Source organism: Ruegeria sp. CDSC081 (assembly GCF_059610485.1).
The window spans coordinates 171,358-189,896 of the sequence record NZ_JBXWNS010000003.1 but is presented as its reverse complement, the minus strand read 5'-3'; the positions used below and the strand labels follow the sequence as shown (position 1 = coordinate 189,896).

Annotated in this window: 16 protein-coding genes and 2 pseudogenes; 11 read left to right on the top strand and 7 right to left on the bottom strand. The window is 53.2% G+C overall.

Annotation, left to right across the window (positions count from 1 at the left end):
• Positions 1–212: 212 nt before the first annotated feature.
• The gene (locus AC2FH9_RS06520; RefSeq protein ID WP_496871118.1) at positions 213–1,436 is read right to left on the bottom strand and encodes an FAD-dependent monooxygenase; all 1,224 of its coding nucleotides are present in this window, start codon (positions 1,434–1,436) and stop codon (positions 213–215) included.
• 69 nt (positions 1,437–1,505) lie between these two features.
• Between AC2FH9_RS06520 and AC2FH9_RS06515 the strand changes: the two genes are divergently transcribed.
• Positions 1,506–2,177, top strand: coding sequence for a TetR/AcrR family transcriptional regulator (locus tag AC2FH9_RS06515; protein WP_496871117.1), 672 nt, complete (start codon positions 1,506–1,508; stop codon positions 2,175–2,177).
• A 345-nt stretch (positions 2,178–2,522) separates the two neighbouring features.
• Here the strand turns inward: AC2FH9_RS06515 and AC2FH9_RS06510 are convergent, their stop codons facing one another.
• Positions 2,523–3,248 carry a TetR/AcrR family transcriptional regulator gene (locus AC2FH9_RS06510; RefSeq protein WP_496749944.1) on the bottom strand — a complete coding sequence of 242 codons (726 nt, stop codon included), beginning with the start codon at positions 3,246–3,248 and terminating at the stop codon, positions 2,523–2,525.
• A gap of 196 nt (positions 3,249–3,444) precedes the next feature.
• Here AC2FH9_RS06510 and AC2FH9_RS06505 point away from each other — a divergent pair, with 196 nt between their 5' ends.
• The 6 genes and pseudogenes from AC2FH9_RS06505 to AC2FH9_RS06480 all read left to right on the top strand — a co-directional run bounded on the left by AC2FH9_RS06505 (position 3,445) and on the right by AC2FH9_RS06480 (position 8,409).
• The gene (locus tag AC2FH9_RS06505) at positions 3,445–4,098 is read left to right on the top strand and encodes a hypothetical protein (RefSeq protein ID WP_496871116.1); all 654 of its coding nucleotides are present in this window, start codon (positions 3,445–3,447) and stop codon (positions 4,096–4,098) included.
• 145 nt (positions 4,099–4,243) lie between these two features.
• Positions 4,244–4,747 (top strand): outer membrane protein, encoded by a 504-nt coding sequence (locus AC2FH9_RS06500; RefSeq protein WP_496871115.1) that lies wholly within the window; start codon positions 4,244–4,246, stop codon positions 4,745–4,747.
• A 386-nt stretch (positions 4,748–5,133) separates the two neighbouring features.
• Positions 5,134–6,189: pseudogene (locus tag AC2FH9_RS06495) on the top strand (alpha/beta fold hydrolase); the annotation flags it as partial.
• A 130-nt stretch (positions 6,190–6,319) separates the two neighbouring features.
• Complete coding sequence (locus AC2FH9_RS06490; protein ID WP_496871114.1) at positions 6,320–6,832, top strand: DUF6653 family protein; 513 nt, start codon at positions 6,320–6,322, stop codon at positions 6,830–6,832.
• A gap of 38 nt (positions 6,833–6,870) precedes the next feature.
• Positions 6,871–7,617: an alpha/beta fold hydrolase gene (locus AC2FH9_RS06485; RefSeq protein WP_496871113.1), complete on the top strand. Its 747-nt coding sequence runs from the start codon at positions 6,871–6,873 to the stop codon at positions 7,615–7,617.
• 459 nt (positions 7,618–8,076) lie between these two features.
• The gene (locus AC2FH9_RS06480; RefSeq protein ID WP_496871112.1) at positions 8,077–8,409 is read left to right on the top strand and encodes an antibiotic biosynthesis monooxygenase; all 333 of its coding nucleotides are present in this window, start codon (positions 8,077–8,079) and stop codon (positions 8,407–8,409) included.
• Between the two features lie 426 nt (positions 8,410–8,835).
• Here AC2FH9_RS06480 and AC2FH9_RS06475 read toward each other — a convergent pair.
• The 3 genes and pseudogenes from AC2FH9_RS06475 to AC2FH9_RS06465 all read right to left on the bottom strand — a co-directional run bounded on the left by AC2FH9_RS06475 (position 8,836) and on the right by AC2FH9_RS06465 (position 11,638).
• Positions 8,836–9,713 (bottom strand): annotated as a pseudogene (locus AC2FH9_RS06475) (DUF3604 domain-containing protein).
• 291 nt (positions 9,714–10,004) lie between these two features.
• On the bottom strand, positions 10,005–10,769 hold the full coding sequence (locus AC2FH9_RS06470; RefSeq protein ID WP_496871111.1) for a hypothetical protein: 765 nt from the start codon (positions 10,767–10,769) through the stop codon (positions 10,005–10,007).
• Positions 10,766–11,638 (bottom strand): hypothetical protein, encoded by an 873-nt coding sequence (locus AC2FH9_RS06465; RefSeq protein ID WP_496871110.1) that lies wholly within the window; start codon positions 11,636–11,638, stop codon positions 10,766–10,768. Before AC2FH9_RS06465 ends, AC2FH9_RS06470 begins: the two co-directional genes overlap by 4 nt.
• 369 nt (positions 11,639–12,007) lie before the next feature.
• Here AC2FH9_RS06465 and AC2FH9_RS06460 point away from each other — a divergent pair, with 369 nt between their 5' ends.
• The 3 genes from AC2FH9_RS06460 to AC2FH9_RS06450 all read left to right on the top strand — a co-directional run bounded on the left by AC2FH9_RS06460 (position 12,008) and on the right by AC2FH9_RS06450 (position 15,255).
• The gene (locus AC2FH9_RS06460; RefSeq protein ID WP_496709591.1) at positions 12,008–12,844 is read left to right on the top strand and encodes an amino acid ABC transporter substrate-binding protein; all 837 of its coding nucleotides are present in this window, start codon (positions 12,008–12,010) and stop codon (positions 12,842–12,844) included.
• Between the two features lie 175 nt (positions 12,845–13,019).
• Positions 13,020–14,363 (top strand): DUF3300 domain-containing protein, encoded by a 1,344-nt coding sequence (locus tag AC2FH9_RS06455; protein WP_496749935.1) that lies wholly within the window; start codon positions 13,020–13,022, stop codon positions 14,361–14,363.
• Between the two features lies 1 nt (position 14,364).
• Positions 14,365–15,255: a DUF2950 family protein gene (locus tag AC2FH9_RS06450; protein WP_496749934.1), complete on the top strand. Its 891-nt coding sequence runs from the start codon at positions 14,365–14,367 to the stop codon at positions 15,253–15,255.
• A 343-nt stretch (positions 15,256–15,598) separates the two neighbouring features.
• Here the strand turns inward: AC2FH9_RS06450 and AC2FH9_RS06445 are convergent, their stop codons facing one another.
• Both AC2FH9_RS06445 and AC2FH9_RS06440 read right to left on the bottom strand, forming a co-directional pair.
• Positions 15,599–16,072: a tyrosine-type recombinase/integrase gene (locus tag AC2FH9_RS06445; RefSeq protein WP_496749933.1), complete on the bottom strand. Its 474-nt coding sequence runs from the start codon at positions 16,070–16,072 to the stop codon at positions 15,599–15,601.
• A 304-nt stretch (positions 16,073–16,376) separates the two neighbouring features.
• Positions 16,377–17,234 (bottom strand): LysR substrate-binding domain-containing protein, encoded by an 858-nt coding sequence (locus AC2FH9_RS06440; RefSeq protein WP_496749932.1) that lies wholly within the window; start codon positions 17,232–17,234, stop codon positions 16,377–16,379.
• A gap of 85 nt (positions 17,235–17,319) precedes the next feature.
• On the opposite strand from AC2FH9_RS06440, the gene AC2FH9_RS06435 reads away from it, so the two are divergent.
• Positions 17,320–18,342, top strand: a complete 1,023-nt coding sequence (locus AC2FH9_RS06435; RefSeq protein WP_496871109.1) for a permease — start codon at positions 17,320–17,322, stop codon at positions 18,340–18,342.
• The last annotated feature ends 197 nt before the right edge of the window (positions 18,343–18,539 follow it).

Here is an 18,539-nt window from a genome sequence, read left to right as displayed (position 1 = left end):
ATGTCCGGAAAGGGCCGTGATCCGCGCGCATAGTCCTCGCCGCCAATATGCTGCGGCGACACCGGGGGCTGCAAGAAGCCTAGACTGTCCAGTCATCATCGAAAAGCGAGCGCCCGCCTTGTGGATTATGGGCGATAAACGCTTAAGAAGATCCGCTGAATCAAGTTTCTAAGGCTGCTCAAAATTGGACCAGTCATGCCCGCCACTTCGGCTCACGCATCCTCACCGTAGAGATAGAGCTTGTCACCTGACAGGATCGCAGAGTGCAGATCCTCAAAATCCTTTGGCGACATATCCTCCCAATTAGGGGTTTCAACGACCTGCAGGTGGCCAATACGTCGGCCAATTTGACTGAGGGTTTTTGCTTGCTCGCATCGTTGGGCGTCGTAGCTTTTGAGCAGGTCAGGTAGATCTTTGGCTGCGACCGCAAGCATTTCCAGCGCCAGCGCGTCTTCTAATGCCTTTGTAGCCCCGCTTGCAGTGTGCGGGCGGGTCATTGTTCCTGCATCGCCAATCAGCAGCGTTCTTTTGCTGACATAGGTATCGACGATGCTGTCATAGATCGGCTGTATCGACACGTCTTTGTGGCGGGTTTGGGCGAGGAGGCTGCGAATGGCGGGTGGAAAGTGATCGTTCAACAGCATCTGAAGCTCGGCGAACGCCGCCATCGTGACACTGCCTGGGGGAATAGATTCGACGCCGTTCAACGGTTGTGCTTCAGGACAGGATGCGTACACTGCCCAATTCACACGGCGTTGCCCGGTCGCGGCGCTGCCGTCAAAATTCGGGATCATGTAAAGGACTCCGTGTCCGCCCGAAAAAGGGACAGTCAACCAGGCCGTCTCTTTGTCGATCGCCTCAATCAAATGGGTGTCGGCACACTCTGCCTCAGGATAATTCCCGCGCCAAAGCACATAGCCTGCGTAGTCCATTTCGATGTGGGGATGCATCCTTTGGCGCACCGCAGAGTTGTATCCATCCGCGCCTATGAGAAGATCAAAGTCTCGCGTATCACCGTCCTGGAAGGTCACTGTGACGCCATTTGCAGTCTCTGTGAAATCCAAGAGCATCTTGCCCTCGTGATAGATGTCATCGGAGACTGTTTCCCGCAGCGCACGCCACAGGTTCCCCCAGTTATTGGCGAAGGCGGGGGTCGCTTGGGTCCACAAGCGCTTTCCGTCACGACTTCCATCGGGAAACTGCCACCAACGCGATTTCATCTCGCAACTTGGGAAATTCTTAGGAAGATATCCCTTGTCCATAAGCGTGGCGCGTAGAGGGCCCGGAATGCCGATGCCGGACCCGCGGTCCATCAGCCCTTTTGAGGATCGTTCGAACACGTCCACATTGCAGCCAGCTCGGGTCAACGCTGTTGCTGCAGCGCAGCCTGCGATGCTGCCACCGATCACTCCAACTTGCAAACCTTCCAGACTCATGCATTCCTCCCAAGTCGAACTTATATAACTTTACCTTGTATATTTAATTATACAATGTAAAATAAAGAAATGCACAAACCCACTAAGCGATCAAAAAAAACAAACAAACGCCGTGACTTAACGGTGGACAAAATTGTTGAAGCGTCCCTTGTCGTTTTGAAGTCAAGCGACCCATCCGCACTGACAATGCGGCGCGTGGCAGAAGAATGCGGTGTTTCAGCCATGGCGATCTATCATCATATCGACGACAAGAACCAACTCGCCACCCTCGCAGTTGATAGCCTCTTTCTTGCAGCCGCGCAGGGTCTGCGAATAGGGGAAGATTGGAGAGACCGCTTACTCGATTTTTTGGAGGAGGTTCGAAAGCGGCTATTGGAAACACCTGGTGCGGGCATGATCTTTGTCCGCCAGGCTATCATCGGCCCCGGAACCGCCACCACGACAGAGCTGATGTTTGAATGTCTCAGGGCGGGTGGGTTCAGCGGTAGGGCCATCGCCGAAGCGAGTGACGCAATTACCATGCTACTCATCGGATCGATCGCCAACGATCTCACCCGGCCACCGCAGATACGTGAGGAGTTGGGCAAGCAACTCGCGCCCGAGGATACCCCGATCTTACAAAAGAACATGCAAACCTATGCAACCAGAGACGGCGGCGAACGGTTCATGCTTGCTATAGGCTGGATTCTTGATGGGGTCACTCAAGCGGATGCAACAGGATCCAGAACCAAAACCTTTTAAGCCGATCTTGATCTTTGGTTTTTGGTCGGCAACTCCGTTCTTCACACCTTAGACCGACCTGTGCTCTCAGCGTGTCCCGTGAATGTCCGGAATGCGGGCTGCGACCGCAGCATGTCGGTTGGCTGCTGGATGTCGGCTCTGGGCCGTCCTTATTTCAGTTTTTGCGGGGCAGGGGGTTTTGCTGCAACGGCACCGAGGTCAGCATCGAGCCCAATGTTCTTGACGCTGCGACTTACGCCAATATCCGACGGCTTAGGGAAACGGCGCTGACGCGTGTTGCGGAGAATGTCAGTGGCGAGCCCTTATTACCGAATGCTGCACCAGGTAATCGCTGACTAGGCCAGATTAGTTTGCCGATGGAAGAGTTGCAGGCACAGTTGCCATGGTAACCTCCACCGCTTCTGGCCAGCCGAAATCTGTTGTCCCGTCCGGCAATCCCAGAATGCGGTCGAGTGTGAGAAACTGCATGTCGATTGCCGCCTGCAATTTTTCTGCGGCTTGATCGGCTATGTCAGATCCCCGTGCATCAATCGCGCGCAACAGCGCGAGATCAATAAAGGTGCTTAGGAACAATATGAGTTCTGCGGCAGTATCAACATCTGCGACAGTAAATGTGCCCTCATCACAGCCTTTCTGAATGATCCCGGTCAGGACGGGCATAGCACCGGTTCTGACCCTGCGCTTGAACTGTTCAAGCAGAACCATGTTTTTGTCCTGATTCATGACCCGGAAAAATTCAACCTGACCAGGGTAGTCATGTTCACGCAGGTAGTTTGCCCGCAGGTGGATAAAGCTGTGCAACAGGTCGAGCGCAGAGGAGGTCTCATCAGAGGCAACAACAGCCATCTGCGAAAAGACACCCTCAGCCATTCCGTCCAAGACACCGAACAACAGCTCGTCCTTTGATTTGAAGTGATGATAAAATCCGCCCTTTGAGACGCTCGCCATATCCAGCACATCTTGTATGGTCGTATCCTCGAAACCTTTGGAAAAGAACAACATCTGTGCGCATCCCAGCAGCTGAGCACGCCGTTCTTCGGGCGGCATGTTCTTTCGCTTCGTAGATTTCATACACTTTCCTCTTGCAAACCGACCGGCGGTCTGCAAATACAGACCCATGGTCGGTTTGTACCCCGACTCACCTGGCAGAGCAATGTAATTCACCTGCCAACCCGAATTTAACGATGCGTTTACGCAGCCAAACTCCGCAAGCGGTAGTGCTTTGCGGATCCGGTTGAGTTGCGCGCACGATGCAGGATCGAATGTCATGAATGCTCTTGTCTGTGGAATTACTTCGCCATCCGAGTTGCGTCGAATGTCTCGCCTGGCGGGTATTCGCCAACTGCTCGGGATTCTGATTACAAACTGCTTGAAGCAGAAGCCCCCAATGCAACGCACAATTCAATCAGGATATGGAAAGGCCATGAAAAAACCCCATAAATCAATAGGGCCGAAGAACCCAGTCTCTTTTGAAGCAGGTCGAGTTCGATGGTTAGCAATGCAACGCCTTGCGACCTCCAGTCAGTTTGTGCGTTCAGTGTTCGTCGCGCTCATCTTTGGTGCCGCTCTGAGCGGATGCGCCGCCAACATGGCAGCGACTGGCAGAGATGGCCCTGACCTGAGCGTCGTTAGCCAGGAGGCCACCCGGTTCAATGTAGAACGCCAGTTGGGCTCGCCCGATGAATTGCAGCAACAAGCCAATGGAGACTGGGTGGCCGTCTATGATGTTGAGCCCAGGACAAAACCGAACCTGGCGCGAGCAGCAGGTCATGGAACACTGGATCTTTTTACCTTCGGGCTTTGGGAAGTTGTTGGTGGCCCGCTGGAGGTGGCACATGCGCGTCGGGTACTGGTCACTGCCCGATATGACCAATCAGGGAAACTGATTCAAATGACCAGCAAACCCAAACCCATCCTCTAATCCAAGTTTTGGATCACCGCTGGACGGAAAACGGAAAGCGGTAATTCCAACACCCCCACTAACGGAAAATCATTCCCGCTGGCGCATCACGCATGCCCAGCGTCCAGATGGTCTTTCCGTACAATCAAGAGAACGGACCGTTTAAATGAAGACTATCACGATGATCACACTGGCAGCCATGATGCCAACTTTGTCCTTGGCAAATGAAAGCTGGACCGGTTTCAATGCGGGCTTGCAGCTATCCACAATCGATGTCTCCGAGGGCAACAACGACAATGGAAATGCAACTCTGGGTCTCCATGCCGGTTATCTACACGATTTTGACGGTTACGTAATTGGTGGTGAACTTACTTATGACGCGGGCGCTGAGGTTGAGTCCGGAAGGAAAGTCGAAAAAGTCGATACTGTACGCCTGAAGTTCAAAGGTGGTCATGTATTTGGCCGGACATACCTCTATGGCGTGATTGGCTATGCAAACATTGATGGCGGATCCAAGAACGAAGACGGCTATTCCGCTGGTGTTGGCGTGACCTATCGCGCGGCGGACAGGGTTCTGGTTGGTCTTGAATACCTACGAGACACGTACGACACGTCTGGTGATGATATCACGGCTGACTCTGTCGCGCTTCGGGTGTCCTACAAGTTCTAGCGCTAGCCATTCGAGATTTCGAAAATGGCGGGGGACTTCAAACGGTTCCCCATTTTTCTACCACCTTCAAATTTCGACGGGGCGCCAGGTGACTAAAGTATCAACTCTAATGAATGAGCGGCTACACCTAAGACCACTTAAAGTAAAAGCTTGGCTCGACTATCTTACTTTTATGGTCTCGAAACGCCCAGCGTTTATGGGCGGTCCTGTTTTCCCGCGTTTACCCAAACATGGCGAGCTGGCATTCCTATCTAATCACATGCGTCGCGATGTTGGCCTCCCAGAATATCACGAGCGCGAGCCCAATCTCTACCTGAGGTATTGAGTTCAGGTCGCAATAGATTCGAGACGCAACCACAATGCATTAATCCAATGGACAGCGAACAATGTACTCATTCAAGCTTCAACGCCGTCTCTTACTGTTGACATTCTGTGCCGCCAATTTTGCTGGGTCGTCATTTGCCCAGGATCGTCAAGAAATTTCCGTGACGCGCAGCGGCGAAGATGTTGCAGCTATAGAGTGTTTCGGAAGCTTCGTTTCACAGGAAATAGTTGTTCTTGGCGGGATTGAGCAAACAATACTTATTCGCACTTGTGATTTATCCCAACCGGTCCTGCTATTTTTGCACGGGGGTCCGGGTGGTGCCGTGATGCCCTGGGTCGATCTGTTCCACACGCCCTTGTTGGAAGAGAACTTTGTCGTTGTCCATTGGGATCAACGTGGAGCCGGAAGTTCATTCAACGACGATCTCACGATAGAGGACATCACGCCATCCAAGTTGGTGGCGGATACGCTTCAACTCACCAACCTCCTACGCGACCGCTACAGGCAAGAGAAAATATTTCTGAGCGGTCATTCGTGGGGCAGCGCGCTGGGTTTCATGACTATCGCAGAGGATAGTTCCCCCTATCACGCATTCATCCCAACGTCTGAGCGTGTCGCGTGGGTGCGCAGTATGAACATGGGTTTTGAGTGGGCATTGGATCAGGCTGAAGTTCGCGGCGATGCTGAAACTCAGCGTAAACTCAAGGCGATTGAGCCGTTCGATGCACTTGATGAGGCAGATCTCACCGTTCAGCGTGAAGTTTTGGCAGAATACGGTGCCGGAGACTTTAACACCGAAGGGCTATGGGATCGCTATCTCTTCTATGTGCTAGAAGGGCGGAGCCCCTACTACACGGACGCACAGGTTAAGAACTATCGCCGCGGTCTTGATCTATCGAGCACAGCGATTGAACAGCCAGAGATTGTTGGTGCATACGACCTCTTCACCTCGCACCCGGTCCTGGATCTGCCGATCCACTTTATAACCGGAGCAGAAGACCAGAACACCCCGGCCGATTTGGCACGTGAGTATTACGAACACCTTAAGGCTCCAGCGAAGAGTTTTACCCCTATCGATGGCGCCGCCCATATGGTGATGTACGACCAACCCAATGCCTGGGCTGAAGCCCTGGTTCAAATAAGAAACCAGACGCCTACCAACTGGCGAGCGGGGCGGCGTCTCCTCATCCACATAAATAAACCCTATCCCTCCCATTTGCGGAGAGGTGGATCCAGGAGTTGCAAAGATGGACATAGCTCGATTTTCCGAACGCCTCATGGGCATGAAGGACGAGGTTTGGCTGCGGCATGCGAACTCTTGGTCCGTTTGGACCCGTGTGTTGACACCCCTGCCGCTTCTGGCGTTGGCAATCTGGAGCAGAGCATGGATTGGTTATTGGGCGTGGCTTGCGGTCGGCATCGTTCTTGTCTGGATATGGATCAATCCACGCGCTTTTTCGCGGCCGGAGTCTTTCGACAGTTGGTCCGCACAGGGTGTTCTTGGCGAGCGTGTCTGGCTGCGGCACCGCGACAAAGTTGCGGAACATCATAAGCGCGTCGCAAATACGGTCGCCATTGCCAGCGGCGTTGGTCTATTGCCATTTGCCTATGGTCTGTGGGCATTCGACTTAGGTTTCACGTGCCTCGGCATAGTAGTGATCTCGGGCGGCAAGATTTGGTTTGTGGACCGCATGGCCTGGGTTTGGAACGACTTCCTGCGCGACGGCGGAACTATTGAAGACCTGACGGTTGGCAGTTGATCTGTGGCGCCACATTTAAACCACTCGGGAATACGATCATGAAGAAAGTAGTGTTTTGCCACGGTATGCCTGGCAGCCCATCAGATGCGGAGCTACTAAGTAAGGCCAATCCTGGTATTGAAGCCATTGCTCTGAATTTGCTGAACTTTGATCCGAAGGCCATCGACGCAGATCTTTGTGATGCCATAGATGCAGCGTTGGGGGAAAACGACGGCGAGTGTGTGCATGTGGTTGGCTTTTCCATCGGCGCCATGGCGGCAATAAAAGTTGCGGCGTCCAGGCCAAACCTGGTTGGCCGACTAACATTGATATCGCCCGCTGCCCCACTTTTCATAGGTGATTTTCTACCCAAGATGGCGGGAAAACCGGTTTTTGAGTTGGCCATGAAGCGTCCAAGGATACTCCGGATTCTGACGCGTCTTCAAAGTTTGCTGACCCGGTTTTTTCCAGAAACTATGGTCAAAGTATTGTTCGCAAAGTGCGGCCCTGCGGAAAGAGTTCTTTTAGAAGACGAGACCTTCGTCAGCGTTATGAAAAAGGCGCTATCGGAGAGCTTCGTACAGAGGCCAGCGGCCTATCTTGCATTTATCAGCGCCTATGTCGCGGATTGGAGCGAAACTATGTCAGCGGTGCAGTGCGACGTCGTCCTTTGGCACGGGACTAATGACACTTGGTCGCCGGTTGAAATGTCTCACTCGCTAAAGGGTGTGTTTGGTGAAAAAGCCACAATAAACTTGGTTCAAGGCGCTGAACACTATTCAACTCTAGTACAAGCTGAACTGTAGTTCACACTCAAGATTGACGCTTTTGGAGGTGTACAGATTCTGGATAATATACTGATTTCATTTAGAATAGGCACTCGAAGGAAGAGGCGTCTTTGGCTCGGTCACCTCGGCTGGAGGCAGTCGGATGTTCGACCGGATTCATCAAGAAAATGCATGCGGCATCGCCCCGAAATTCGACGTATGAAATTCATATGCGCAAGATCCGTTGTTTCGGTCAATCGATGGCTAGTGGGTCTGGACAGACTTTGTTCGAACTTGGCGGACTTCTACAGAGATTTAGTATCAACCACATCCATTGTGCGGAGGGAGATATCATGGGTTATCAAGATTGACGTGGGTGCGGAAACCCAGGAAGTTCTGAGTTCCTAGTATCACAAATGTGTACGTTAAGTGGTACGGTAAGGATCAATCTCAACAGACTTCCCCCAAGAGAACTTTCTGAGCGAACAGGTTACACACATGATTATCGAAGTTCGTCGCTACACACTAAAACCCGGATGTCGCGAGGAGTTTATCGAGTTCTTTGAGCAGGAGAACCGTGTTGCTCTGCGCGACGCCGGGATGCTGGTCTTTGGCCCTCTGCGGGATCTGGACAATCCTGACAAAGTCCACTGGATGCGGGCATTCTCGTCGCTCGAGGAGCGAGACAGGATCAAAGATAGTTTCTACAAAGGACCGGTATGGAATGAGCACATCGAGCCCTTGGTAATGCCCTTAATCCTCCATTTCGATGCGGATGTGACCGAAACAACAAACGGGTTTGAGAGTTTCGGCGGTGGCGTATCTCTCTGAATTCCGGGACCCACAAGCCGAAGGGCTCACAGAAAAGAACGAGACACGCTCCGCAACACCGATTGTTGCCACTGGCGTGTACGCGGTGAGTGGCGATAGCCCGAAACAGACCGTGATCGCATGGCAAAATTACGTCGCCAATACACACCCAACTAACCGAAGCGAAGACGGCATTAGATTTCGAATGCAAGTCGCCGATGTCCCGCAGTTCGTGAGTTCGACAGGCCTCCCTTCTCGCTAGTGCAGCGAATGGCAGCAAAGCGGGCGTTACCGCAGCATTTCGGTTGGCTGCTGGATGTCGGCTCTGGGCCGTCCTCGTGATCAGCTACTATCGAGGCAGGGGGCTTTGCTGCAACGGCCCCGAGGTCGGCTTCGAGCCCAAAGCGGACCAAGTAAATTCTGATTTCAGCCTTATAACAATCGTCCCTAAGGTGTGTGCCAGATTGGCGATGTGTATGCCCTCTCTTGTATCGACCGTGGGGCTTCGTCAGGGATCTCCGTTCCGAGCACTTTGGCATCGTATGTTGTCCAACGTGGCGTTGGTATTGCCAACACTCTGGCATAGTAGAAAGAGCTTTGTTCCGAATCGTAATCGGGGTCTTCCCAATACCCCGATAGAATTGCCTGACCAATATCGTTTGTCCAAGTAGCACTCTCAACGCCAACCGTGCCGCCAACGGACCCGTCACACTTCGCGTTCAATAGTTCGCGCCCGCCGCAAGAAATATCGTAAACGCGTTCCGAAGTTGTCCCGTCGCTATTTAACCACCCTTTGACGATTTGAATGCGGTCTAGATTGGCTCCATCGGAACGCCTCCTTCATATCCATACGCGGCAAAATCAGCACGCGGCAGGTCCGTATCTTCAAAATCGTATCCGGCAAAAACGCGAATGCGCATGCGCGGACCTGTGGTTGCGTAGACTTCTTTCTCAGCAAGAGCGTGCCAAATGGCCTCGCGTGTGTTTTCTCTTGCCCAAACTGCCGCCATTCCCGACGCCGAAGTTTGCCATGCATATTGGGCAACCTTCTCGTCCCCACCGATGCCGCCCACGACTTCTTCGAAGCGGACCGGATCCGCAGTGGATTCAACGGCAGCGTTAAGTTGTTGCCCAAACTCAGTCATGAGAAGCGTGGCGTCTTTCGCTGCCAACAGCGGCGCGAGACCCAAGTTCTCAGCGTGATCGGCAACCACCAAAAAGTCCAATGGTCTGCGCAGCCTAGCTTCGACACCTGTGCTGGATATCACCACCTCGTCCTTGGCAAAGCGGTACGCTTCATCAGGGCCTAGCACATTGCCGATCATACCGGCATCTGCAGAGTAGGACGTATGCAAATGAGTGTCGCCAAGAAAGACCTGATTGGGGAAGCTCTGCCGTGGATAAGGTGAATACTGCCTGTCGCCGCGTTGAGTGCTCGGGATGTCCTCGGCATGGGCGCAAAAAGCAAGCAAAATGGTAAGAACAGATGCAAAACGGATCATTTTCGACCTCATCTATTGCACGAATGATGCTACGTTAAATGCATATTTCTACGACTCGTTCTTGTTCTTCGAAATAATTAGATTCTATCTACCGCACTAAGCCGTTGGCTAGGTTCAGCGGGGCGGAGGTGGAAGCACCTTCTTCGACTGGAGTACCTGAAGGATGTCAATAATTGCCTCAGTACTCGTTTCGATTGAACCTCGGAAGAACAGTCCGACGCCACCTTCCCCTAACTCCCGTGTGCCACCGGCGTCGTAAGTCGGCGAGAGAGAGACAAGTTCGGGAGGTAGTTCTGGGCATACCGGGTTTCTTTGAAGTATTGCGTTCGCGGTCTCGATGAATACCTGCCGAACCTTTTCGACATTGCCCTTTGCATCGGACGACTCGGTGAGTTGATCCGGAGCAAGTCTCAGGTCATCCAAACGGAAAAAAAGGCAGTCATCTTTGAATTCGGCCGAAGCGGAAGCACCCACCGTCAAACCACCAGCGAAAGTGTTCTCGCCGCGTATAGATCCACCGTCGCTGCGGCTTTCGCATCGGAAAAGCTCTGCTTCGATCCTCCCACTTAGCGAAATCACTGTATCGTCGGCACGGGCCGTTGCTTCGGTCACACCGATCAGTGCGTTGCAGACATCTACAAACGCGGCTCGTTTGAGTTCCTCTACAAGTATTTCTTTTGCCCGGCGAAGGTCTATGACACTTTCGATTGAGATCCTTGTCGCGTTCACATCTTTTAGTCTCAATGCTAGATCAACGGGAAACTCACGATCTCCTAACTTGACGTCCCCGTTTGCTTCGAAGGTAACCTCTTCAGCCAACAGCGCGGTTCCGAAAAGCCCGGCAGTAGCTAGTATCAGAAGAAAGTTCCGATCCATCATCCTGCCCCCCCAACAATACCGCGAGATTGCATAACCGCCAGGAGTTCCATCATCGTCATCGCACTGGTGTCGATTGAGCCGCTCAACGCAACACCGATGCCACCGTCACCAATTTCTCGTGTACCGCCGGCGTCGAAAACCGGATTCAACGAAGAAAGCTCCGAAGGCATCTCCGGACAAATCACATTCTCTTCGGTGAACTCCTTTGCCTTGGTGAGAACGACCTCCTCGACGCGCTCTGTGAGGCCAATTAGATTAACCAACCCGCCGACAAACCCAGTAGGTTGAAGCACGACGTCGGCAAGATCAAAGTGAACGCATTGATCTTGAACATTGGCGCGTGCCGCTGCGGCGATCCCAACAGTCGTCGAGATAAAGCGTATTCCACGCCCGTTGGTTCCCTCGGATTCTTCGTTTCGACAACGATAAAGCTCGACGTCCACTGAGCCTACGAGTTCGATGAGATCACCGCTGGCGCGGGCGTCGTCGAGTTCAAAGTCAACATTCAAAGAGCAACTTTGTTCCAGAGTACCCGACAGAAGCGCTGGCGCTTGGACTTGGATTTCTCGCAGATCTAAGAGCCCTCGGAAACCTAGGCGCGTTGACGTAACACTGCTGATGCCCGCGTTAAATGTGTAAGGTAGGTTTTTCCCACGAGCGGGAATCTTGTTTGAGATGCTAAATTGAACTTCCCCGGCGTAGTCGCTTGGCGACGCATTCTGTGCACTGGGTCGAGCGTTCAACTCGGACTTCAAAAGTTCTGGGTTCGTGGTTGCGCAGGATGCGAAGAACAGTAAACACACAAAGGCAAAAGGTACGGTTTTACGCGCCCCAAGTTCCGCCAAACTCCATTGTAGTTCTATTCCCATTACCCTTCGCTCAACCTCACCGTTGAATATCAACCCTAACGTACAGCGTCACGGCGAAGGTCAACAGTTTGCACCACGAAAATATACTGGTGCGGTGTTGTGTTGTCGCAACGACTTGCAGTTGACGCGGGTCCTTTGAAACTTCGAGCACAAGCTCTGCCCACAAGACTTTTCTCTCGCGTTAAGCCCTGAGCAGGAGCAGATGCATTCGGGCATCTGCCAATATTGCGAGGGTATACTTTCGATTCGTCGCCATGCCTGCACCTCTCATCAACAAAACGACTCCTAGGCGACACAATGTGTTTTACTCTCGACACAAGGTGCTTTTCACCTCCACAAGGGTGTTACGCCACTAAAGAGGGAAAAACCATGCGCTTGCTTTCTATACTTATTGTGACGGTTCTATTCACAACCGGCGCGGTTGCCCAAACAATCGACAGGATAACAAAAAACAACGAAATCCGATTTGGTTTTCGAACAGATGCTGCTCCGTTGTCTTACATTAACGACCAAGGTCGCCCATTTGGTCTGTCGCCGTTGATTTGCGATCATGTAGCGAAGGTAATTGCGCAGAAACTGGAATTGAAGGATTTGAATGTTCAGTTCATTCCGGTCGACTCTAAGGATCGTTTCGACAAAGTAGCTTCCGGAGAGGTGGATATGCTCTGCGGGGCAGCGTCGATTACACTTTCCCGACGCGAAATTGTTGATTTCTCAATTCCAACTTATGTCGATGGCACGTCCATATTGTTACCAATCGAGGCTGAGGGCACCATGGGTGCACTCGCGGGAAAGAAGGTTGGAATGAGAAGCAGCACAACAACAGAAGCGTCCGTTCTGAATTCATTTGAAGCTGCAGGTATCGACGCAGAAATGGTGCGGTTCGCTTCACACCCAGACGGTATCAAAGCACTTCGAGACGGTGAAATTGACGCCTATTTTGCAGATCAGTCGATTTTGCTGGTCAACTACATTGCTGCGGGACTAAAGGGCAAATTCAAACTATCCCAGGAAATACTGACGATAGAAAAGCAAGGATTGGCCATCGCGAGGGGTGACGATAACTTTCGACTCGTTGTCGATAGTATTCTGTCGGAAATGTATGCTCAGGGCACAATGGAAGAGATATTTCGTCTCGCTTTGCCGGGGGTGGAGCCGAGCGAAGCACTAAAAGCTCTGTATGTTTTCGCCCCCATTAATCCCTGAAGCTTGTCGCGCAAAACAGTTTTGTCGGGAGTTAATCGCCCTGCACAATAGAAGCTGGCCTTGTAAGCAAACTGACCGCTCAAGCCAGCTTGACCAATGACCATGTTTTACTAAATGATCCTCCATTTGGCAGGCCAGTTGCCAGAATCACGGTCTTAGGCGATCCTTCGATAAATTGAAGGATCGCAATATGTTTAGATATATAATATTTGCTCTCAGTTTAAGCACATCTAACGCCCTGTTCGCACAAGAGGCGTCCGATACTGTTGCAACGGAAGTTACGTCTGAAACTTCATCCGACCTTCTATCTGATGCTGAGTTGCAAACTTTGGTCGCCCCGGTGGCTCTTTTTCCCGACACTCTACTCATACAGATATTCGTTGCGGCCACTCAGCCACTGGAGATTGTTAAAGCAGAACGGTATTTGTTGGATAACGCCGACCGCGACCCCGTAGAGCTCGAGCCGGAAATCGAAGCTATGGGCTGGGATCCGTCTGTAAGTGTATTGGCCACGGCGTTCCCCGAAGTCGTCGGTCAAATGGCCACCCACATCGATTGGACCGAGACAGTCGGCACCGCCATGCTGGCCCAGTCCGACGATGTGCTGGATGCGGTGCAGGTAATGCGGGATCAGGCAATTGACAGCGGAGCTCTTGTTTCCGGGCCCGAGCAAACTGTCGTGGTATCTGATGAAGAAACTGTTGTAATTACTCCGACACAACCCGAAACAGTGTACGTCCCGCAATATAATCCCGAGACTGTCTATACCGGCCCGTCGACCGGGGACGTAGTGGGCGCGGCCTTGCTGACATTTGGCACCGTGGCGCTGATCGACGAGATTTTCGACGATGACGACGACTGGTATGACTATTGGGGGTGCCGGAATTGCGGCGGATGGGGCGGTGGCCCGATATACAGAAACCCGGACATCGACATAGACGTCGACGGCAACGTCAATATCGGTAACGATATAGATCTTGGTGACCGAACTGATATCGGATGGAAACCCGATCCTGACCGAAAAAAGGAAGCCCGGGACAAGATCGCTGATCACAAAAGGCCGGAAGGTGGTCGCGGCGACCTGCCTGTCAACCGCCCCGAGGGTCGCACGGACGAACTCCGCGCAAAACTGAGCCGTGAATCCGGTGCTGCAGATATTAGCAGGGGAGGCGCGGCAGCAGTTGCAGCCGGTGCAGGGGCGGGGGCTATCGCGAGCGGTGCTCTGGCCAATCGAGGTAGTGGGAGCAAGTCCTTGCCGCAGGTTAATCGCGGTAACGTAGATCGGGACAAGGCTGCTGCCAAGCAGCAGGCCATCGATCGGACTAAACGGCCAGATGCGGCGAAAAAGCCTGTCAAAAAGAAACCGCAAGCAGCTAAGAAACCTCAAGTAAAAAAGGCCACGGCTCAGCAAAAAACCGCTGCGTCCAAAGGTAAGGCTATGAAGAAAAAATCTTCAGGCGGCAAAGCTCACAAGGCGTCCAAACGGGGACATGCTGCCAAAGGCAAGGGGAGGCGGTAACATGCGTAAATCGGTTTTTTCTATTTTAGTGATCGCAGTGGCTACTGGACCGGCGTTTTCCGACGGTGCGCTGTTCGAAACTCCGCAAACCGCACTGGACGCTTTTGTCGAAGCGTTAAGGGCCGATGATCAGAACAAGCTGCTCGAGATTTTCGGACCAGAGGCAGAAGATCTAATCGGAACGGGTGATCCGGTGGAAGATCAGCAAAGAAGGCAGGAAGTGCTTGGCATGTATGCTGAGGGATACCGCTTTCAGCCCGAGGATGATGGGGTTTTTCTTCTGCTTGGCGAAGATAGTTGGCCCTTTCCGATCCCAATTCTGCAAGCTGAGAATGGTTGGAAGTTTGATTTAGAAGCCGGGGTAGAGGAGCTTTCCGCCCGTGAAATCGGACTGAATGAATTGGAAGTAATCGAAACGCTTGAGGCGTATGTTGATCTTCAGGCGGCGTTTCGTCTTGTGGACCACAATGGCGATGGCGTCATGGAATTTGCCCAAACGATCATATCGGATCCCGGCGCACGAAACGGCCTCTTCTGGCCAGAAGAAGACAGTTTTGTCGGTGAAGCCCTTGCCCGCGCCACCGCCTCGGGGTGGAGCGACGGTGCGGATGATTTCGAACCCGAACCTTTCCTCGGTTACTACTTCGCAATTTTGCAGGGGCAGGGACCAAATGCTCCGGGTGGTGCCTATTCCTATTTTGTCGGCGATCGGTTCGTGGCAGGTCACGCCTTGCTTGCGGTGCCTGCGGACTACGGAGAAACGGGTATCCATTCTTTTCTCGTGGGTGAAAACGGCACCGTGTTCGAGGCGGACTTTGGGCCGGATACGCTTGAAAAAACAGCTGAGATATCGACCTATGATCCCGGCCCAAATTGGTCACCAGCCGAGTAAAATTAGATCGGCGGCGACGCTTAGTTGCAGGGCTTTGGTTTGACCGATTTTTTGCCGTGTGCAGGTGTAGATTGAATGCAATTTTCGACTTAAGTGGCACTGGTTCGGGAAGGATCGATTTTGGGAAATCTAATTAATCGATGAAATAACTGCCCTTGATTCAATTTGACCCAACTTGCCCGCAATGGTTTGACCGAACGGCCGCTTTGTCCGCGTTCTGTGAGTCCGCTTGTGTTGAGATATTGCTGTCGTAGCGAATGACCGCAAAGTGGGCTGCAACTGCAGCATCGTGACGGCATGTCGAGTGACCGGTAAGGGCCGACCGTGTAGGCGGCCCAGAATGTTAGATTTCAATGGCTTCAGCAATGGCCAAGGCATCCTCAAGTTCAACGCCAAGATAACTGACTGTACTGTCCATCTTTGTGTGCCCCAACAGAAGCTGAACGGCGCGAAAGTTGCCAGTCTTCTTGTAGATCTGAGTGACTTTCGTGCGCCATATCGAATGCGTGCCATATGCACTGGCTTCCAATCCGATCGACGTGACCCAGTCCCGAACAATCCGCGCATACTGACGTGTCGATATGTGAAGCCGCTCATGAAAACGGCCTGGCCAAAGATACTCTGATCCGACCATCAGTTCGTCTTCGATCCATTTCTCGACGGATGTGCGGGTGCCTTCCGATATCTCAAACCGAACTGACTTCTGCGTCTTGTTCTGTAGCACTGAGGCGCGTTCCTTGATCTGGCCTGACGCCATCACATCCACAACTTTCATCTTCACAAGGTCGCAGCCGCAAAGCTTGCTGTCGATTGCCATATTGAACAGAGCAAGATCACGATGGTTCTCTGCCAATTCAAGCCGCACCTAGATTGCTCAGACATGCTTAGGTTTCAGTGGCCGCTTCTGACCGACAATGCGGCCCTTGTTCCAGGCTAGCCGAAGTGCGCGAATGGCAGGTAAGTTTGGTATTTCCATGACTAATCCTCCGATCCGTCATGCCCTCCCAAAACGACGACCCGACGTTGGCACAGGCGTCATACCACAGGATGCCGCGCCGCCTCCGATGTCAGGAACCGAGTCCGACCTGCCCATTCGACAGAGCGCAGCGAAAGTCAGCTTTTTATGGCTTGGCCATAAATGCGGCTCGGATCGCCTCCTTCATAGCGTCCTGAGGCCCTCGTTCTTTCGGCTTGCTGGATGCCATCACCAGCTTGGAGGCAGGTGTGTTCCCGAAGCCCAATGCGTCGTTCACCACAGATAGACCTGCGTGAAACGACGAGCGACCAAGTAGACCTACTGCAATCCCAGCTTCAACCGCTGCAATCACGCCAGAGACGCTCTGGCTGGAATATACAACGCGATATGGCTCTCCGCGGGCCTGCAATGAATTGACTGCCGCGTCGCGCCACCAGCATGCATGATCGAACAAGGCAACCGGAAGGCTTTCATCGATCTGAAAATTGCGGCGCGCCGACGACACCCAACAAGTTGGGTCTTCATAAAGAACTTCCTCATGGCTGGACGGGTTTTCGACCTCATAGACCGCAAGGTCCAGCGAACCTTTGTCGAGGGCCTCGGGAAAACTGGTGCTCAGAGCGCATGTGATATCCAGTTCGACTTTCGGATGATGGCGGGTGAAGGTCGCAATGATCGCCGCGAGTTTCGTTCGTCCGTGATCGTCGGGTATGCCCAAACGTAGTTTCCCGCTTACAGTGTTCTGGGAAATCTCCTGTAGTGCCGCGTCGAGACGTGCCGTCACCTCCTGCGCGACTGGAAAGAGCTTTCGTCCCGTGTCGCTCAGGACCACCCCGCGACCATGCCTGTCAAAGACCGGCTGACCCAGGATCGCTTCGAGGCGCTTGATTTGAAGACTTGTTGCAGATTGCGACCGGTGGATGCGGGCAGCACCGTCTGTGACGCTTCCGGCATCAGCCACGGCGACGAAGGTTCGCAGAAGATCGCTATCCAGGTTTTCCATTTGATTTTCCAATATCGGAAATTGAAACTATGCGTTTCACAGATGCCTCGCGCCGCACTATTTTTCAAGGTCAGAGGAGTATCCCATGTCCGATCAGACAGCTGCCAACCGACCATCCAACCGGAAACCCTTAGTGTGGGGCCTGTTTCTGCTTCTGTTGGCAGGTGTAGGTTTTGCTTGGCCGGAACACGCCGCAAACGCAGCAAGGTTCGTCCTATGGGGTCTAATTGTCGTTGCCCCCATTGTCATTCCGGGCATCGTTCTAGCAGCTTGGATCATCGCCAGCGGCGCGGATACCCACATCGCTGGCGCGTTCGAGGGCAGGACGTTGCGAACGGTTTTGGCTGCATCGCTCATCGGAGCCATCACGCCGGTCTGCGGTGTGACAGTGCTGCCTTTAATGGCCGGATTGCTGGCAGCGGGCGTGCCACTCGCTCCGATCATGGCATTCTGGCTGTCCTCCCCAATAACTGATCCGGCGATGCTCGCGACAACAGCCGCGACACTGGGTTTGAGCTTTGCGATCGGCAAAACACTCGCAGCTTTCGGATTAGGCATATTCGGGGGCGTGGTCACAGGGCTATTCGCCAAGACACCTTGGGCAATGAGCGCGCTTCGAAACAATGGTCTTGCGCGCCAACTGAGTGCCGCACGATGCGGCAGGGATCAACCCTTTGATCCATGGGTATGGCAGTCTGAGGCACGAAGGCATTCTTTCAGCAGACAGTTCTGGGCGACCACGCGGCTGATCCTGATCTGCCTGATCCCGGCATTTGCCGCCGAGTATGCCCTGAACACCGCACTGACGCCGGGCGCACTAGCAACATATGTTGGCGAAGACAAATGGTGGGCAATACCCGCCGCAGTCTTCGTCGGTGCCCCGGCCTATATCGACGGTTACGCTGCGCTCCCGCTGACACGCGGGTTGATCGACAACGGCATGTCCGAAGGCGCGGCGATGGCTTTCCTTGTCTCGGGCGGTGTTGTCAGCATCTGGGGTGCTATGGCCATCGCACCGGTGCTCAAATTGCAACCGTTCATGCTCTATCTGCTGCTTGCAGTTCTGGGGTCGCTTGGGGCGGGGTATGTCTTTGGGTGGATCGTCTGAGATTCAGCGTTAACGGGAAGCAGACGTTCAGCAACCGGCAGCTTCGTTCGGCGGGCTGTAAGTTCGACTCGCCCCCGATTTTGCGCTCGCAGCGAAAGTCCGGTCTGGTGAAGCTGCATTGCGGCGTGGTCTGTCCTGATGAATGGCTGGTATGGGCCGAACCAAGAGTTTTCTAGGTCTGCTAGAATGCCCCCTGA

Excerpts from the sequence above, each read along its gene's own strand:
- AC2FH9_RS06520 (WP_496871118.1), bottom strand. The coding sequence starts at position 1,436 with ATGAGTCTGGAAGGTTTGCAAGTTGGAGTGATCGGTGGCAGCATCGCA.
- AC2FH9_RS06515 (WP_496871117.1), top strand. The coding sequence starts at position 1,506 with ATGCACAAACCCACTAAGCGATCAAAAAAAACAAACAAACGCCGTGAC.
- AC2FH9_RS06510 (WP_496749944.1), bottom strand. The coding sequence starts at position 3,248 with ATGAAATCTACGAAGCGAAAGAACATGCCGCCCGAAGAACGGCGTGCT.
- AC2FH9_RS06505 (WP_496871116.1), top strand. The coding sequence starts at position 3,445 with ATGAATGCTCTTGTCTGTGGAATTACTTCGCCATCCGAGTTGCGTCGA.
- AC2FH9_RS06500 (WP_496871115.1), top strand. The coding sequence starts at position 4,244 with ATGAAGACTATCACGATGATCACACTGGCAGCCATGATGCCAACTTTG.
- AC2FH9_RS06490 (WP_496871114.1), top strand. The coding sequence starts at position 6,320 with ATGGACATAGCTCGATTTTCCGAACGCCTCATGGGCATGAAGGACGAG.
- AC2FH9_RS06485 (WP_496871113.1), top strand. The coding sequence starts at position 6,871 with ATGAAGAAAGTAGTGTTTTGCCACGGTATGCCTGGCAGCCCATCAGAT.
- AC2FH9_RS06480 (WP_496871112.1), top strand. The coding sequence starts at position 8,077 with ATGATTATCGAAGTTCGTCGCTACACACTAAAACCCGGATGTCGCGAG.
- AC2FH9_RS06470 (WP_496871111.1), bottom strand. The coding sequence starts at position 10,769 with ATGATGGATCGGAACTTTCTTCTGATACTAGCTACTGCCGGGCTTTTC.
- AC2FH9_RS06465 (WP_496871110.1), bottom strand. The coding sequence starts at position 11,638 with ATGGGAATAGAACTACAATGGAGTTTGGCGGAACTTGGGGCGCGTAAA.
- AC2FH9_RS06460 (WP_496709591.1), top strand. The coding sequence starts at position 12,008 with ATGCGCTTGCTTTCTATACTTATTGTGACGGTTCTATTCACAACCGGC.
- AC2FH9_RS06450 (WP_496749934.1), top strand. The coding sequence starts at position 14,365 with ATGCGTAAATCGGTTTTTTCTATTTTAGTGATCGCAGTGGCTACTGGA.
- AC2FH9_RS06445 (WP_496749933.1), bottom strand. The coding sequence starts at position 16,072 with ATGGCAATCGACAGCAAGCTTTGCGGCTGCGACCTTGTGAAGATGAAA.
- AC2FH9_RS06440 (WP_496749932.1), bottom strand. The coding sequence starts at position 17,234 with ATGGAAAACCTGGATAGCGATCTTCTGCGAACCTTCGTCGCCGTGGCT.
- AC2FH9_RS06435 (WP_496871109.1), top strand. The coding sequence starts at position 17,320 with ATGTCCGATCAGACAGCTGCCAACCGACCATCCAACCGGAAACCCTTA.